This is a genomic window from Sphingomonas sp. NFX23 (assembly GCF_049887795.1).
Taxonomy (GTDB): domain Bacteria; phylum Pseudomonadota; class Alphaproteobacteria; order Sphingomonadales; family Sphingomonadaceae; genus Sphingomonas.
The window spans coordinates 171,234-188,530 of sequence record NZ_JAGEKH010000005.1 but is presented as its reverse complement, the minus strand read 5'-3'; the positions used below and the strand labels follow the sequence as shown (position 1 = coordinate 188,530).

Here is a 17,297-nt window from a genome sequence, read left to right as displayed (position 1 = left end):
TTCGCCACTGACGAATGGTGGAGGGGGCTCGCCGCCATCGTACCGCTTGTGGAAGCCCCCCTCCACCATGCGATGCATGGTCCCCCTCCCCGTGCCGGGGAGGATTTGCGTTTGCCATCACGCGGTGAGCCGGTCGATCATGGATTTGGTTACCAGCACCACGCCGTTGTCGGTGCGGCGGAAGCGTTGGGCGTCGGATTCTGCGTCCTCGCCTACGATCAGGCCGTCGGGGATTTCGACGCCGCGATCGACCACCACCTTCGACAAGCGCGCGCCGCGGCCGATCACGCAGTGCGGGAGGATCACGGCCTGGTCGAGCATCGAGTAGCTGTGCGCTCGCGTGCCGGTGAAGATCAGGCTCCGGTGGATCGAGGAGCCCGAGATGATGCAATCGCCCGAGACGAGGCTCGACACCGCCTCGCCGCGGCGGCCGTCGTCGGCGTGGACGAACTTCGCGGGTGGCGTGACCTCCGAATAGGTCCAGAGCGGCCAACTGCGGTCGTAGAGGTCGAGCTTGGGAACCACGTCGGTGAGGTCGATGTTCGCCTCCCAATAGGCGTCGACCGTGCCGACGTCGCGCCAATAGGCATCGACTTCGCTGCCCGAGCGGACGCAGCTGTCGGAGAAGCGGTGCGCGACTGCCTTGCCGTGCTTGACGAGGTACGGGATGATATCCTTGCCGAAATCGCGCGAAGAACCGGGCGTCTCTGCATCGCGACGCAGTTCGTCGAACAGCAATTTGGTGTGGAAGACGTAGATCCCCATCGATGCCAGCGCGATGTCCGGGTTGCCGGGGATTGCGGGCGGATCGGCGGGTTTCTCAACGAACGCGGTGACGTTGTCGTGCTCGTCAACGGCCATCACGCCGAAGCCGACCGCCTCCATCCGCGGCACTTCGAGGCAGGCGATGGTGACGTCCGCGCCGGTCTCGCAATGCTGTTGCAGGATCAGCTCGTAATCCATCTTGTAGATGTGGTCGCCGGCCAGGATGACCATGTATTCGGGCGCGTGGCTCTCGATGATGTCGATGTTCTGGTACACGGCATCGGCGGTGCCCTCGTACCATTGGAACTCGCTGATCCGCTGCGACGCGGGCAGGATATCGAAGCTTTCGTTGCGTTCCGAGCGCAGGAAATTCCAGCCGCTCTGGAGATGGCGGATCAGCGAATGCGCCTTGTACTGCGTCGCGACGCCGATCCGGCGGATGCCCGAGTTGATCGCGTTGGACAGTGCGAAATCGATGATCCGCGCCTTGCCGCCGAAATACACCGCGGGTTTCGCGCGCGTATCGGTCAGCTCCATCAGGCGACTGCCGCGGCCGCCGGCCAGCACATACGCCATCGCGTCGCGCGCCAATGGCTGTCCCCGCCGTTCCACCATGTCAGTCTCTCCCTAAATTCGGTTGTATAACGCCCTGTTACCCCGGGCTTGTTCCGTCGTTGCGCCGGATCGGTCTTCGAACTCGATCAGCCTTCGTATTCGAGCATGATCGTCGCGAGCGGGGGCAGCGTGACCCAAGCCGCGCCGTCCTTCGCGACAACGCCACCGAGATTGCCGAGGCCGCTGCCCCAATAATCGTGCGCGTCGCTGTTGATGATCTCGCACCAGCGGCCGTCGTGCGGCAGCGGCACGCGGTAGGGCGCGCGGGCGATCGGCGTCATGTTGGCGACGATCGCGACCGGCTTCGCGCCGGGGGCCTTGCGCAACCACGCGAACACCGAATTGGCGGCGTCGTCGGCGACCAGCCATTCGAAGCCTTCCGCCTCGCAGTCGCGGGCGTGCAACGCCGGCTTCTCGCGGTAGACAGTGTTGAGGTCGCGGACCAGGTTGCGGATGCCTTCGTGGCTGCGCGCGTTGCGCAGGTCCCAGTCGAGCGCGCGCGCTTCCGACCATTCGCGACGCTGCGCGAACTCCTGGCCCATGAAGAGCAGTTTCTTGCCCGGATAGCCCCACATGAACGCGTAATAGGCGCGCAGATTGGCGAATTGCTGCCAGTCGTCGCCGGGCATCTTGGTCAGCAGCGAGCCCTTGCCGTGGACGACCTCGTCATGGCTCAAGGGCAGGACGAAATTCTCGCTGAAAGCGTACACCAGCCCGAAATTGATCTCGCCGTGATGGTGCTTCCGGTGCAGGGGATCGCGCGCCATGTACTGGAGCGTGTCGTGCATGAAGCCCATGTTCCACTTGAACCCGAACCCGAGTCCACCGCTCTTGCCATCGTCGCTGACGGGTGCGGAGACGCCAGGCCACGATGTCGATTCCTCTGCGATCGTGAAGACGCCGGGGTGCTGGCCGTAGATCTCGCGGTTCATGTCGCGGAGGAACGCGACGGCTTCCCAGTTCTCGCGGCCACCGTCTTCGTTGGGGATCCATTCGCCGGCCTTGCGCGAATAATCGCGGTACAGCATCGATGCTACCGCATCCACGCGCAGGCCGTCGATATGATAGCGCTCGGCCCAGAACAGCGCGTTGTTGACGAGGAATGACGTCACTTCGCGCCGGCCGAAATTGTAGATCGCGGTGTTCCAGTCGGGATGGAAGCCGAGCCGCGGATCCTCGTGTTCGTACAGCGCGGTGCCGTCGAACTTGGCAAGGCCGAACGCGTCGGTCGGGAAATGCGCGGGGACCCAGTCGAGCAGCACGCCGATCCCCGCCAGATGTGCGCCATCGACGAACCGCGCGAAGCCATCGACGTCGCCGAAGCGCGCGGACGGCGCGTAGAGACCGGTGGTCTGGTAGCCCCAGCTCGGGTCGTAGGGGTGTTCGCTGATCGGCAGGAATTCGATGTGCGTGAAGCCCATCTCGACCACGTACGGGATCAAACGGTCGGCGAGCGCGTCCCAGGTGAGGAACCAGCCATCGGCGTCGCGGTCCCACGATCCGGCATGCACTTCATAGATGCTGATCGGCACGCGGCGCGGATCGACCGCCGACCAGTGTTTCCGGTGATCGGTGTCGGCCCAATCGTGCGCGAGTTTTCGCGTGATCGAGGCGTTTGCGGGGCGGAGTTCGGACGCGAACGCGAACGGGTCGGCCTTGAGCGGCTGCAACTGGCCGTCGGGGCCGACGATCTCGAACTTGTACGCGCGGTATTCGGCGATGTCGGGGATGAAGATCTCCCACACGCCGACGTCGCCGCGCTTGCGCATCGCGTGGCGGCGGCCGTCCCAGTCGTTGAAGTCGCCGACCACCGACACGCGCTGCGCATTGGGAGCCCAGAGCGCGAAGTGGACGCCGTGTGCGCCTTCGTGCTCGATCAGGTGCGCGCCCATCTTGTCGTGGAGGCGGCGGTGCGTGCCCTCCGCCATGAGCAGGTCGTCGATCGGGCCGAGCACGGGGCCGAAGCTGTAGGGGTCGGTGACCCACCACGAGGTGTCGCCCGCCTCGGCGTGGTATTTCACCGGCTGTTGCGTGCCGTCGATCGGACCCTCGAACAGGCCGCGATCGTCGATGCGGGGAAGGGTGCCGAGCGCGGTGCCGTCGAGTGCGTGCGCCTCCGCCGTATCCGCGCCCGGCAGCCAGACGCGTGCGAACACGCCGGACGGGCCGCTGTGAACGCCGAGCAGCGAGAACGGATCGTCGTGACGCCCTTCCAGCAGGGCAACGATGGCGCCTTCGGGTGGCTTCACATCACCGTCCAGATCTCGCGCGCATATTCGCGGATAGTGCGGTCGGACGAGAACCAGCCGACGCGCGCGACGTTGCGGACGGTCGAGGCGACCCACGCATCGCGGTCGTTCCAGCGCGTGTCGACCGCACGCTGGGCGGTGGCGTAGCTGTCGAAATCGGCGGCGAGCATGAACCAGTCGCCCTCGTACAGCCCACCCATCAAGCCGGCGTAGCGCGTCTTGTCGTCGGGCGAGAACACGCCGGACGCGATCGCGGATACCGCCTGGCGGAGTTCGTTCGAGCCGTCGATGACGCTGCGCGGATCATAGCCGTTCGCGCGCTTCGCCTCGACCTCGTCCGCGGTCATGCCGAAGATGAAGATGTTGTCGTCGCCGACGCGGTCCTTGATCTCGATATTGGCACCGTCGAGCGTGCCGATCGTCAGCGCGCCGTTCATCGCGAACTTCATGTTGCCGGTGCCCGATGCCTCAAGGCCGGCGGTCGAGATCTGTTCGCTGAGGTCGGCGGCGGGGATGATCTTCTCCGCCAGCGACACGTTGTAATTGGGCAGGAACGCGACCTTTAGCAGGCCACCGACGGAAGGGTCCGCGTTGATCCGGCGCGCGACGTCGTTCGCGAGTTTGATGACGAGTTTTGCGTTGTGATAGCTCGACGCCGCCTTGCCCGCGAACAGCTTGACCCTCGGGGTCCAGTCACGTTCGGGATGGCTGCGGATCTGGTCGTAGAGCGCGACCGTCTCGATGATGTTGAGCAGCTGGCGCTTATACTCGTGGATGCGCTTGATCTGGACGTCGAACATCGCGTCCGGGTCGACGCGGAGCCCCATCGTCTCCTTGATGTGATTTGCCAGTGCCACCTTGTTCGAACGCTTCACGCTCGAAAAGCGCTCCCTGAAACCGGAGTCGTCCGCGAAAACATCCAGATCGACGAGCTTTTCGGCATCGTCGAGGAAGCCGTCGCCGATCGCGTCGCGGATCAGCGCGGTCAGGCCGGGATTGCACTGCTGGAGCCAGCGGCGCGGCGTGATGCCGTTCGTCTTGTTGTTGATCCGTGTCGGGTAGAGCTTGTGGAGATCGGCGAAGACCGTCTTCTTCATCAGTTGCGTGTGCAGCGCGGCGACGCCGTTGACGCTGTGCGACCCGGCAAAGGCAAGGTTCGCCATCCGCACGCGCCGCTCGCCGCCTTCGTCGATCAGGCTGATCGCCGAGATCGCGCGGTCGTCGATCCCCTCGGTGCCGCGCGCCTCGCGCAGCAGCTTGGCGTTGATCGCGTAGACGATCTGCATGTGCCGCGGCAGCAAGCGTTCGAACAGCGGCAGCGGCCAGCTTTCCAGCGCCTCGGGCAACAAAGTGTGGTTGGTATAGCCGAAGGTCGCGCGCGTGATCTTCCACGCCTCGTCGAACGCGAATTCGTGGTGGTCGATCAGCAGCCGCATGAGCTCTGCGACGGACACTGCGGGGTGCGTGTCGTTGAGCTGGATCGCGGCCTTGTCGGGGAGCGTACGGATGTCGCCGAAATACTGGATGTGGCGGCGGACGATGTCCTGGATCGATGCGGACGAGAAGAAATACTCCTGCCGCAACCGGAGTTCCTGGCCGGCGGCGGTGGAGTCGTTGGGGTAGAGGACGCGGGTGAGTGTCTCGGCGCGCGTCTGATCGGCAAGCGCACCCGAGAAATCGCCAGCGTTGAACCGGTCGAGCTTGATCGGATCGAACGCGCTGGCGGTCCAGAGGCGGAGCGTGTTGACGTGCTTGCCGCGCCAGCCGACGACGGGAGTGTCGACTGCGGTGGCCTCGACCGCCTCGGACGGGCTCCAGTGGATCTGGCCGCTGTCAGATGCCGTGACTTCGCCGCCGAAGCCGACAAAGTACGCGCTCTCGCGGCGCTCGAACTCCCAGGGGTTGCCGTGTGCGAGCCAGTTCTCCGGCATCTCGACCTGCCAGCCATCGTCGATCCGCTGGCGGAACATGCCGTTCACATAGCGGATGCCGTAGCCATAGGCGGGCAGCGCGAGGCTCGCCATGCTTTCCATGAAACAGGCGGCGAGCCGGCCCAGTCCACCGTTGCCGAGCGCCGCGTCGGGCTCGATCTCCTCTAGTTCGGCGAGGTCGACGCCGTGGAGCTTCAGCGCCTGCGTGACCTCGTCGTTGCGCTGGAGGTTGGTCACCGCGTCGCGTAGCAGCCGGCCGATGAGGAATTCGAGGCTGAGATAATAGACGCGCTTGGCGCCGGCCGCGTGTGCCGCCTTGGTCGAGGCCATCCAGCGTTCGACGATGTCGTTGCGGACGGTGAGGATCGTCGCGGCGAGCCAGTCGTGGGGGCGGGCGGCCTGCGCATCCTTGCCGATGCGGTGGACCAGCGTGTCGAGGATCGAGTCGGCCAGATCCTGGATGACGGGTGCTTGAACGGGCGGCTGTACGGCAGGATCTGAGGTCACGCGGTTTCCGAAATCGTTACGGTCGCGGCGATCCTAGCCTCCCGCGAGCCGATGTCACGCGGACTTCCTTCCCGTGACGGAAAAGAAGCTTGTCGATCAATGCTTTGAATTTTGGATGATCCATCACCGCGCGGGGCGGTGGTGGACAGGGTAGGGTTCGAACCTACGTAGGAGAAACTCCGGCAGATTTACAGTCTGCTGCCTTTAACCACTCGGCCACCTGTCCAGGCCGCTTTTGCAAGCGCCGCTCTTTCAAGCGAGGCGGCTCAATGGCGAAGCGCGCCCCGCCTGTCAACGCGGGTTTTGCGAAGTTTCGTGGTTCATAGTTGCCGCGGGAGCGGAATGCCGACAAGGACGCGGCATACACAGACACGATAGAGAGCGAATATGGCACGCAAGGGACACAGGCCGAGCAAGGCACCGGCAGGCCGCCCCCGCTTCTGGGGCAAGCACGCGGTGGGCGCGGCGCTCGCCAATCCGGAGCGCACGGTGCGCAAAATCCTCGGCACGCGCGAGGCGCTGGCCGGGTTCGACCTGCCCGCCGACGTGCCGGTGACCTATGCCGAGGCGATGGATCTGGCGCGGCTGGTGCCGGGCGATGCGCCGCACCAGGGCGTGGTGATCGAGGTCGAGCCGCTCGAGGACATGTGGCTCGCCGACCTGCTCGAGCATGGCAAGGACGACAATCGTCCGCTGGTGATCCTCGACGGGGTGACCGATCCGCACAATGTCGGCGCGATCCTGCGCTCGGCGGCGGCGTTCGATGCGCTGGGGATCATTACGCCTGATCGGAATGCGCCGCCGGAGTCGGGCACGATCGCGCGCGCTGCGTCGGGTGCACTTGAGTCGGTGCCTTGGATCCGGGTGGTGAACCTGGCGCGCGCTCTGGAAGAGATTGCGGCGGCGGGGTTCTGGCGGATCGGGCTTACGGGCCACGCGACGCAGACGCTGTCGGAAGCGATGGGCACGCAGCGGATCGCGATCGTGCTCGGCGCCGAAGGCGAGGGTATGCGGCAAAATACCGAGCAGCATTGCGACGAGCTGGCGAAATTGCCGATCTCGGAGAAGGTGGAGAGCCTGAACGTCTCGAACGCCGCGGCGATCGCGCTGTATGCGATAACGACACGGTGACCTGAACTCCCTCGCCCCTACGGGGAGAGGGAAGGGGCCCGGCGCCCTTGCGGTGGGAAGGGAGAGGGGCGTGAGGCTCGGGACGGTTCATCCCAACGCCCCTCTCCCTTCCGTCGCCTACGGCTCCTCCCTCCCTCTCCCCGGAGGGGCGAGGGACAGGGGGAATCAGTCCTCCGCTGCGATCTTTACCTTCAGGCCATCCAAGCCGTCGGTCAGTTCGATCTGGCACGACAGGCGTGAGAACTCGTCACGGTCACTCGTCGAATCGAGCAGGTCGTTCTCATCCTCGGTCATCGGTTTCAGTTTGGCCGCAAAGTCCGGGTCGACATGGATGTGGCAGGTGGCGCACGAGCAGCAGCCGCCGCACAGCGCCAGGATCTCGTCGATCCCAGCGTCGCGGATGACTTCCATTACCGATAGGCCCGCCTCGCCGATGATCTCGCGTTCTTCCCCTTCGCGTGTCACGACGATAAGCTTGGGCATGTCATTCTCCGAAAAATCTTCGTGCGTTCATGCCGTTGCGCGAGCCAGGGATCAAGCATCATGGGCCTGAGCGCAGAGCAACTCGAAACCGCGATGGCGGCATTGTGCGAAATCGAGCCGGCGTTCGCGGTCGCGGTCGGCAATGCCGGCCACCCCGCACCCCGGATCAGCGAGCGCGGCTTCGCGACGTTGCTGCGGACGATCGTCGGGCAACAGGTGAGCGTCGCCTCGGCCGCAGCGGTCTGGAACAAGCTCGACGCGGTGGTCGGTGGCGCGGGCGACCCGGCGAAGATCGCCGCCGCCAGCGACGAGTTGCTGAAGAGCGCCGGACTATCGCGCCAGAAGCTCGGCTATGCACGCAGCCTCGCCGACGAGGTGACAAGCGGCCGGCTCGATCTGACCAACCTGCCCGAGGACGACGAGGAGGCGATCGCCGCGCTGGTCCGCATGAAGGGGATCGGTCGCTGGTCGGCGGAAATCTACCTGCTGTTCGCGGAAGGGCGGACGGACATCTGGCCGGCAGGCGACCTCGCGATCCAGATCGAGGTGGGGCGTATCCTGGGCCATGAAACGCGGCCAAGCGAGAAACTGACGCGAGAGGTGGCGGAGGCTTGGCGCCCGCACCGTGGAGCTGCGGCGATCTTCGCTTGGCATCATTATCAGGCGGACATGAAGGTCATCTGACCTCCTTGCTCCCCTCCCTGGAAGGGAGGGGGCGGGGGTGGGTCGGTTTCCGCATGTTTGGACGGTGGTGGCTCGAGCGGGCCTACCCACCCCCAGCCCCTCCCTTTCAGGGAGGGGAGACGCTTCCCATATATTGCTCACGTACACCCGCACACGTCGGCTCGGCGACAGCTGAGATCTCTCCATTCGAATGGCTACACCCGCCAACCGGAATACCCCAGTTATCCCTGGAGTGACGGGACGGAGGTGAACGCATTGTCGCCCGACTCGCCAGCCACGCCTTGTCCCCTCTCCCTCGTTCCGGCAAAGCACCCCCCGATGTCAGCCCCCAATCTCCCCGCGTCCGGCTTCGCCAACTCGCTCGCCGAGAGCCACCGCACCGTCGTCGTCCCCGAAGGCGCGTCGTTCTGGCGGCGGTTGTTCGCATTCGTGGGGCCGGGCTATCTCGTCGCGGTCGGCTATATGGACCCCGGCAACTGGGCGACCGACATCGCCGGCGGCTCGGCATTCGGCTACACGTTGCTGTCGGTCGTGCTGCTGTCGAACCTGATGGCGATGGTGTTGCAAGCGCTCTCCGCGCGCCTCGGCATCGTCGCCGGGCTCGATCTCGCCCAGGCCTGCCGCGCGCATTATTCGAAGCCGGTCTCGGTCGCGCTCTGGTTCCTGTGCGAAATTGCGATCATCGCCTGCGACCTCGCCGAAGTGCTAGGCACCGCGATCGCGCTCAAGCTGCTGTTCGGTCTGCCGCTCGTTTACGGCGTCGTCCTCACCGCGCTCGACGTGTTCCTGATCCTCGCGCTGCAACGCTTCGGCTTCCGCAAGCTGGAGGCGTTCGTCGTCGCCTTGCTCGTGATCATCGCGGGCTGCTTCATCTTCGAGCTGTTCCTGGCGCGACCCGAATGGGCGGGCGTGCTTGGCGGGCTCGTCCCGACAACGCAGATCGTCACCAACCCGGCGATGCTCTACATCGCGATCGGCATCCTCGGCGCGACCGTGATGCCGCATAACCTGTACCTCCACTCGTCGATCGTCCAGACCCGCGCCTTCGCCAAGGACACGGCGGGCAAGCGCGACGCGATCACGATGGCGACGATCGACGGCACGGTCGCGCTGGGGCTGGCGTTCTTCATCAACGCGGCGATCCTGATCCTTGCGGCGGCGACCTTCCACGTTGCCGGCCGGACCGACGTTGCCGAGATCGACCAGGCATACCAGCTGCTAGCCCCGATGCTCGGCATGGGTGCAGCGAGCGTGTTGTTCGCGGTCGCGTTGCTGGCGTCGGGACAGAACTCTACGGTGACGGGCACGCTCGCGGGTCAGATCGTGATGGAGGGGTTCCTCAACCTGCGCATGCCGGTCTGGGCGCGGCGGCTGGTGACGCGGCTGCTCGCGATCGTGCCCGCGGTGTTCGTGGTCGGCGCGTCGGGCGATGCGGGGGCGACCAAGCTGCTGGTGCTGAGCCAGGTCGTGCTGAGCCTCCAGCTCCCGTTCGCGGTGGTGCCGCTGGTAAAGTTCACCGGCGACCGCACGATCATGGGAGACCTGGTCAGCCCGGCCTGGCTTAAGATCCTCGCCTGGGTGATCGCCGCGGTGATCATCGGGCTGAACGGCACTTTGCTCTACGGCATGCTATAGATACGAAAACGGCGGCCGATCGCTCGGCCGCCGCTTCCTTTTTCGCTAGCTTCGGCTGAAGCTCAGCGGCACTTCACGTTGCCGCGGTCGACCGAGCGGCCGAGCAAGGCGCCGCCACCAGCACCCGCCAGCGTACCGAGCGTGCCGCCACCGATCAGGTTGGCCAGCGCGCCGCCGCCGAGTGCGCCGATCACGAGGCCGGTCGTGCCGTCGTTGCGCTTGCAATAGGCGCGGCCGTCGCGACCACGATAAATCCGGTCGTTGCGGCTGAGGCGGCGCTCGCGATACTTGCCGTCACGATAGCTGTTCGACGGATCCCAGTTACGGTCGTCGCCACGCCAGTTGCGGTCGTTGCCGCGGCGGTCGTTGTCGTACCGACGATCGTCACGATCGCGACGGTCATTGTTGTCGCGACGATCGTCGTAACGCTGTGCAGTCGCGGCGGTCGGCAGCATCGCCGGCGCGGCAACGGCGACCGACATCAACGCTGCGATAAGATGCTTCTTCATGGGATAATCTCCTGATGCGTGACACGGTAACCCGTGCCGCACCGGAAAAGTTCAAACGGCCAAGTTCAGACGCCAGTTCAAACAGTAGCCTTATCCGCCATCGAGCAGTCGTGGCCGTGGCCCGTCTCGACCTGCAACGTGGCGTGGCCGATGCCGAATTTGTCGTGGAGCATCGTCCGGGCGTCGCTGAGGAATTGGTCGCCGGGGTGGCCGGCGGGCATCACGAGGTGCGCGGTGAGGACGGGTTCGGTGGTACTCATCGGCCAGATGTGGAGATCGTGGATCTCGCTCACGCCGGGCAGGCCGCACAGCGCCTCGTCGACATGGTCGAACTCGATTCCGCGGGGGACGGCGGACAGCGACATCTCGACGGTCTCGCGGAGCAGGCCCCAGGTCTGCCAGAAGATCAGGACGGCGATCACGATGCTGACCGCCGGGTCGATCCAGGTGAGGCCGGTGCGCCAGATCACAAAGCCGGCGATCACCACGCCCGCGGAGACGAGCGCGTCGGCAGCCATGTGGAGGTACGCGCCGCGGATGTTGACGTCGCCCTTGCGGCCACGCGCGAACATCCAGGCGGTGAACGCGTTGACGGCGATGCCGATGCCCGCGACCATCGACACGGTGAGGCCGGCGGTCGGGGCGGGATCGGAGAAGCGCTGCGACGCCTCCAGCACGATCGCGCCGAGCGCGACCAGCAGCAGCAAGGCGTTGGCCAGCGCGGCGAGGATCGTCGAGCCCTTCAGCCCGTAGGTGTAGCGCTTGGTCGGTGCGGTGCGCGCAAGCATCGTGCCGCCCCAGGCGACGACGAGACCGAGCACGTCGCACAGATTGTGGCCCGCGTCGGCGAGCAGCGCGACCGAGTCGATCCGCAGGCCGACGATCGCCTCGACGACGACGAACACGATGTTGAGGCCGATGCCGATCGCGAAGGCGCGGTCGAACGAGGCCGGGGCGTGGCTGTGGCCCCCGTGCGAGTGGCCCCCGCCATGGGAGTGTGAGTGACCATGCGAATGGTCATGCCCGTGATGATGTCCGCCCAAAGCCCGCGCTCCGCTAAATCCGGCCGCCGCCTAGCATCGACGTATCGTGAGATACTAGGACGCGAGAGACATTCTCGCACGTCGCCAATCACGCAACGGTCCCCCCTCCCTGGAAGGGAGGGGCAGGGGGTGGGTCGGCCCGTTTTTGCCGCGACCGCAGGGACATGCGGAACCCGACCCACCCCCAACCCCTCCCTTCCAGGGAGGGGAGCAGCTTACCCGCTCCGTCACTCCGTCACTCCGTCACCCATCACCCCGGCGGAGGCCGGGGCCCACCGTCCCACGTACCCAATTCTCTCGACCATGCGGAACAGTGGATGCCGGAACGAGGCTCTCCTGAGCGAAGCCGAAGGGCCCGGCATGACGGTGGAAGCGGTCAGCCCTCGTTGGCCAACGCCTTCAACCGGTACAGCGCCTCCAGCGCATCCCGCGGGCTCATCGCATCGATATCCAGTTTCGCCAGATCCTCGCGCAACACATCGCAAGCAGCCTCCTCGACCTGAGCCGCCGCCGCAAACAACGGCAGGTCGTCCAGCCCTGCCGCCAATCCGCCCGTCTTCGCGCGCCCGGCCTCGAGCTTCGCCAGCACCGCTTTCGCGCGCGCCACCGTCACCGGCGACATTCCCGCCAGCCGCGCGACCGCCAGCCCGTAGCTCCGATCCGCCGGCCCGTCGGCGAGTTCGTGAAGCAGCACCAGCTCGCCCTTCCACTCGCGCGCGCGGACGTGGTGCAGCGACAGCGCCTCGCAGCGCTCCGCCAACCGCGTCAGCTCGTGATAGTGCGTCGCGAACAGGCAGCGGCAGCGGTTGTCCTCGTGGATCGCCTCGACCACCGCCCAGGCGATCGCGAGGCCGTCATAGGTCGAGGTGCCGCGCCCGACCTCGTCGAGGATCACGAACGACCGAGGCGTCGCCTGCGCGAGGATCGCCGCGGTCTCGACCATCTCGACCATGAAGGTGGAGCGGCCGCGGGCGAGGTTGTCCGACGCACCGACGCGGCTGAACAGGCGGTCGACCAGGCCCAGGGTGGCCTTGGTCGCGGGCACGTACGACCCGGCCTGCGCGAGGACGGCGATCAGCGCGTTCTGGCGGAGGAAGGTGGATTTACCGCCCATGTTCGGGCCGGTGACGAGCCACAATCGCGAATTTTCCGACAGATTGCAGTCGTTGGCGACGAACCGGTCGCCCGACTTGGCCACCGCCGCCTCGACCACCGGATGCCGGCCGCCCTCGATCTCGAAGCACGCGTGATCCACGAGCGACGGCCGCGCCCAGGCGCCTTCCGCCGCGCGCTCCGCCAGCCCGGCGGCGACGTCGAGCCGCGCGAGCGCATCGGCGGTTGCCGCGATCGCGTCACGCCCGGCGAGGGCTTGCGCAGTGAGTTCTTCCAGATGCGCCGCTTCCGCCGCGAGTGCATGCGCGCCGGCTTGCGACACCTTCGCCGCGACATCGTGCAGCGCAGGCGTATTGAATCGCACCACGCCCGCGAGCGTCTGGCGATGCGTGAAGCCGCTCTCTGACTTCATCAGCGGATCAGCCGCCCGCGCGGGCACCTCGACATGGTAGCCGAGCACGCCGTTGTGGCGGATCTTCAACGCGGTGACTCCGGTCGCGGTACGGAACTCCGCCTCCAGCGCGGCGATCGCCCGCCGCCCACCAGCGCCTGCATCGCGCAGGTCGTCGAGCGCGGCGTCATAGCCGGCCGCGATATAGCCGCCGTCCGATGCCTCGATCGGTGGCGACGGCACCAGCGCGCGCTTGAGCAGGTCGATCAGCGCGCCGTGCCCGCGTAATCTTGGCGCGATGTCTCGGAGCAGCACCGGCGGATCGACAATCGCATCCATCCGCTCGCCTAGGCTCCAGGCGCCGTCGAGCCCGTCGCGCAACTGCCCCAGATCGCGCGGGCCGCCGCGCCCTGCCGCCAGTCGCCCGAGCGCGCGGCCGATGTCCGGCAAGGCCCGCAACGTCGAGCGCAACCGCTCGCGCGCCGCTTGGTCGTCGTGGAACAGTCGCACCAGATCGAGCCGCGCGTCGATCGCCGCCTTGTCCATCAACGGCGCGCCGAGGTCCGCGCCGAGCAACCGCGCGCCGGCGCCGGTCACGGTCCGGTCGACCGCGTCGAGCAGACTGCCCTTACGCACGCCGCCGGTGGTGCAGGTCAGCTCCAGGCTCTCGCGGGTGGCGGCGTCGATCGCCATCGTCTCTGCCGCTCGGCCGATCCGCGGGGGGCGGAGGAAGGGCATCGTGCCCTTCGCATTATGCTCCAGATATGCGACCAGTCCTCCGGCTGCGGCGAGCCCCGCGCGACCGAACTGCCCGAACCCGTCGAGCGTCGCCACGCCGTACAGCCGCTTCAACCGAGCCTCGCCCGCGCCGCTGTCGAAGTCGGTCTTGGGGCGCAGCGTCGTCGCTGCCTCCTCGAACGCGCTCGCCTCCGATGCAACAACTTCGGCCGCACCGAGCCGCGCGAGTTCCGCCTCGACCGCATCACCCGCAACCTCGACGATCTCGAAGCGCCCGGTCGACACGTCTGCGGCGGCGATCGCCACCAACCCGCCCGCCTCGCCGATCGCCACGCACCAATTGTCCGAGCGCGCGTCGAGCAAAGCCTCCTCGGTCAGCGTCCCCGCCGTCACCACGCGGACGATCGCGCGGGCGACGAGCGCCTTCGATCCACCGCGGGCCTTGGCTTCCGCCGGGCTCTCGACCTGCTCGGCGATCGCAACCCGGTGGCCGGCCTTGATCAGCCGTTGCAGATACACCGTCGCCGCATGCACGGGCACGCCGCACATCGGGATCGGCTTGCCCTCATGTTCCCCACGCGCGGTCAGCGCGATGTCGAGCACCCCCGCCGCGATCCGCGCGTCGTCCATGAACAATTCGAAGAAATCGCCCATCCGGTAGAACAACAGGCAATCCTGCGCCTCCGCCTTCAGGCCGAGATACTGCGTCATCATGGGGGTAGGGGCGGGGTGCGACATCAGGGGCGGGTAGCGAAAAGCCGCGCCCCATAAAACCCCTCTCCCCTCGGGGAGAGGGAGGGGCCCGCGCGAAGCGTGGGAGGGTGAGGGGGCGTGAGGCTCTGGCGCTGGCCCCAACCGCCCCTCATCCGGCGCATTCGCGCCACCTTCTCCCCGCGGGGGAGAAGGCCGTTGAAGGCACCACCCCGCACTGGCATCACCACCCCGGCGGAGGCCGGGGCCCAGTTGGAAAGGTCGGAGTAACGACGGACCACCCTTCGCTTAGTCCGTCCCCCAACTGGGCCCCGGCCTCCGCCGGGGTGGTGCAGTTTTCGCGACGGTACCGGCATGGGCGAAGTGTCCGGGGTGACGAACGGCGACCACCTGCCTAGAAGGTCCTCCAAACCTAACGACCGCGCGAGGCCCGCCCATGTCCGACGAAACGCTCCAATTCTCCGAACGCGAAGCCTTGCTCTTCCATTCGGAAGGTCGCCCGGGGAAGATCGAGATCATCGCGTCGAAGCCGATGGCGACGCAGCGCGATCTCGCGCTCGCCTATTCGCCCGGCGTCGCGGTGCCGGTGCAGGCGATCTACGATGACCCCGCGACCGTCTACGACTATACCGCTAAGGGTAACCTCGTCGCGGTGATCTCGAACGGCACGGCGATCCTCGGCATGGGCAATCTCGGGCCGCTCGCCAGCAAGCCGGTGATGGAAGGCAAGGCCGTCCTCTTCAAGCGCTTCGCCGACGTCGACGCGATCGACATCGAGCTGAAGACCGAGGACGTGAACCGCTTCATCGACGCGGTCGAGCTGATGGAGCCGACCTTCGGCGGGATCAACCTCGAGGATATCAAGGCGCCCGAATGCTTCATCATCGAGCAGGCCCTGCGCGAGCGGATGAACATCCCCGTCTTCCATGACGACCAGCACGGCACTGCGATCATCACCGCCGCCGGCCTGATCAACGCGTGCCTGCTGACCGGGCGGAAACTCTCCGAGGTCAAGATCGTCGTCAACGGCGCCGGCGCCGCGGCGATCGCCTGCACCGAGCTCGTGAAGGCGATGGGCGTGCGCGGCGACAACGTCATCCTCTGTGATCGCAAGGGCGTGATCTACCAGGGCCGCGAGGGCGTCGACCAGTGGAAGTCCGCGCATGCCGCGGTGACCGAAACGCGCACGCTGACCGAGGCCTTGGTTGGCGCCGACGTGTTCCTGGGGCTCTCCGCGGCGGGCTCGCTGACGCCGGAGATGGTCAAGGACATGGCGCCTGCACCGATCATCTTCGCGATGGCCAACCCCGAGCCCGAAATCCGCCCCGAACTGGCGATGGCCGCGCGCCCCGATGCGATCGTCGCGACCGGCCGGTCGGATTATCCGAACCAGGTCAACAACGTGCTCGGCTTCCCGTTCATCTTCCGCGGCGCATTGGACGTCCGCGCGACCGGCATCAACGACGCGATGAAGATCGCCGCCGCCAACGCGATCGCCGAACTCGCGCGCGAACGCGTCCCCGAAGAAGTCGCGGCCGCATACGGGGTCAGCCACAGCTTCGGCCCGGCGTACATCATTCCCGCGCCGTTCGATCCGCGGCTGATGGAAGTCGTCCCCGTCGCGGTCGCCAAGGCGGCGATGGCCTCGGGCGTTGCGACCAAGCCGATCCTCGACATCGAAGCGTATCGGCATTCGCTCCGTGCCCGCCTCAACCCGACCACCTCGGTCCTGTCGATGGCGTACGAAGGCGCCCGCGCGCATCCCAAGCGCGTGATCTTCGCGGAGGGCGAGGAGGAAGTCGTCCTCCGCGCCGCCATCGCGTTCAAGGAAGGCGGCTACGGCACGCCCGTCCTGGTCGGCCGCGACGACGTGCCCGACCGGTTGCGCGCGCTCGGCGTCACCGACCCCGAGAGCTTCGAACTCCACAACAGCCGCGTCTCGCCGCTCGTGCCGCGGATGGTCGACTTCCTGTATTCGCGGCTCCAGCGTCGCGGCTACCTGCGCCGCGATTGCGAGCGGATGGTCAACCAGGACCGCAACATCTTCGGCGCGTTGCTGCTCCAACTCGGCGAAGGCGACGCGCTGATTACCGGCATCACGCGCACCTACGGCGAGACGATGCGCCAGATTTATCGCGTGATCGATCCGGCCGCGGGGAAGACCCCGTTCGGCATCCACCTGCTGGTCGGGCAGAGCCACACGGTGTTCATTGCCGACACCACGGTCAACGAGCGTCCGACTGCCGAGCAATTGGCCGACTTCGCCGAACAGACCGCGGCGGTTGCCCGGCGGATGGGGCATGAGCCCCGCGTGGCGTTCCTGAGCTATTCGAACTTCGGCAATCCGAAGGGGGAGTGGCTCGACAACATCCGCGATGCGGTGACGGTGCTCGACGGGCGGAAGGTCGGGTTCGAGTATGAGGGCGAGATGGCGCCGGATGTTGCGCTGAACCCGAAGCAGTTGGCGAACTATCCGTTTGCGCGGTTGTCGGGGCCGGCGAACGTGCTCATCATGCCGGGGCTCCAGTCGGCGCATATCTCGGCGAAGTTGTTGCGGGAATTGGGTGGGGACTCGGTTATCGGGCCGATGCTGATCGGGATGGAGAAGCCGGTTCAGGTTGCGCCGATGACGTCGACGGCTAGCGAACTCGTAACGTTGGCGGTGCTCGCGGCTGGCGGCATCGCGCGCTAATTTCCCTCGCCCCTACGGGGAGAGGGAAGGGGCCCGCGGCACTTGCCGTGGGAAGGGAGAGGGGCTTGAGGCTCGGGACGGTTCATCCCAACGCCCCTCT

The 17,297-nt window shown here is 66.6% G+C and carries 11 protein-coding genes and 1 tRNA gene; 4 read left to right on the top strand and 8 right to left on the bottom strand.

Translation table 11 applies throughout. The features are described 5' to 3' along the window. Positions 1-117 precede the first annotated feature (117 nt). The 4 genes from glgC to J4O76_RS14520 form a co-directional block, all read right to left on the bottom strand. Positions 118-1,377: a glucose-1-phosphate adenylyltransferase gene (glgC, locus tag J4O76_RS14535; protein ID WP_404969316.1), complete on the bottom strand. Its 1,260-nt coding sequence runs from the start codon at positions 1,375-1,377 to the stop codon at positions 118-120. Positions 1,378-1,466: 89 nt separating this feature from the next. Then, positions 1,467-3,629 (bottom strand): 1,4-alpha-glucan branching protein GlgB, encoded by a 2,163-nt coding sequence (gene glgB, locus J4O76_RS14530; RefSeq protein WP_426282561.1) that lies wholly within the window; start codon positions 3,627-3,629, stop codon positions 1,467-1,469. After that, entirely contained in the window at positions 3,626-6,022 is a 2,397-nt protein-coding gene (locus tag J4O76_RS14525) for a glycogen/starch/alpha-glucan phosphorylase (protein WP_426282913.1), read from the bottom strand. Before J4O76_RS14525 ends, glgB begins: the two co-directional genes overlap by 4 nt. A gap of 184 nt (positions 6,023-6,206) precedes the next feature. After that, positions 6,207-6,293 (bottom strand) — tRNA-Tyr (locus J4O76_RS14520). Between the two features lie 161 nt (positions 6,294-6,454). Here J4O76_RS14520 and rlmB point away from each other — a divergent pair. Then, positions 6,455-7,198: a 23S rRNA (guanosine(2251)-2'-O)-methyltransferase RlmB gene (rlmB, locus tag J4O76_RS14515; RefSeq protein ID WP_056055070.1), complete on the top strand. Its 744-nt coding sequence runs from the start codon at positions 6,455-6,457 to the stop codon at positions 7,196-7,198. Positions 7,199-7,363: 165 nt separating this feature from the next. Here the strand turns inward: rlmB and J4O76_RS14510 are convergent, their stop codons facing one another. Next, positions 7,364-7,681: a 2Fe-2S iron-sulfur cluster-binding protein gene (locus J4O76_RS14510; RefSeq protein WP_426282560.1), complete on the bottom strand. Its 318-nt coding sequence runs from the start codon at positions 7,679-7,681 to the stop codon at positions 7,364-7,366. A gap of 60 nt (positions 7,682-7,741) precedes the next feature. Here J4O76_RS14510 and J4O76_RS14505 point away from each other — a divergent pair, with 60 nt between their 5' ends. Further along, complete coding sequence (locus tag J4O76_RS14505) at positions 7,742-8,365, top strand: DNA-3-methyladenine glycosylase family protein (RefSeq protein ID WP_426282559.1); 624 nt, start codon at positions 7,742-7,744, stop codon at positions 8,363-8,365. Positions 8,366-8,683: 318 nt separating this feature from the next. Beyond that, a complete protein-coding gene (locus J4O76_RS14500; protein ID WP_426282558.1) occupies positions 8,684-10,000 on the top strand; it encodes an Nramp family divalent metal transporter in 1,317 nt (438 codons plus the stop codon). A gap of 62 nt (positions 10,001-10,062) precedes the next feature. Here the strand turns inward: J4O76_RS14500 and J4O76_RS14495 are convergent, their stop codons facing one another. From J4O76_RS14495 to mutS, 3 genes are all read right to left on the bottom strand, one after another. Further along, on the bottom strand, positions 10,063-10,509 hold the full coding sequence (locus J4O76_RS14495; protein ID WP_093398655.1) for a hypothetical protein: 447 nt from the start codon (positions 10,507-10,509) through the stop codon (positions 10,063-10,065). Between the two features lie 77 nt (positions 10,510-10,586). Continuing rightward, positions 10,587-11,552 carry a cation diffusion facilitator family transporter gene (locus tag J4O76_RS14490; RefSeq protein WP_426282557.1) on the bottom strand — a complete coding sequence of 322 codons (966 nt, stop codon included), beginning with the start codon at positions 11,550-11,552 and terminating at the stop codon, positions 10,587-10,589. A gap of 376 nt (positions 11,553-11,928) precedes the next feature. Further along, positions 11,929-14,508, bottom strand: coding sequence for a DNA mismatch repair protein MutS (gene mutS / locus J4O76_RS14485; protein ID WP_426282912.1), 2,580 nt, complete (start codon positions 14,506-14,508; stop codon positions 11,929-11,931). A 433-nt stretch (positions 14,509-14,941) separates the two neighbouring features. On the opposite strand from mutS, the gene J4O76_RS14480 reads away from it, so the two are divergent. Continuing rightward, positions 14,942-17,197, top strand: a complete 2,256-nt coding sequence (locus J4O76_RS14480) for an NADP-dependent malic enzyme (RefSeq protein WP_192975106.1) — start codon at positions 14,942-14,944, stop codon at positions 17,195-17,197. The last annotated feature ends 100 nt before the right edge of the window (positions 17,198-17,297 follow it).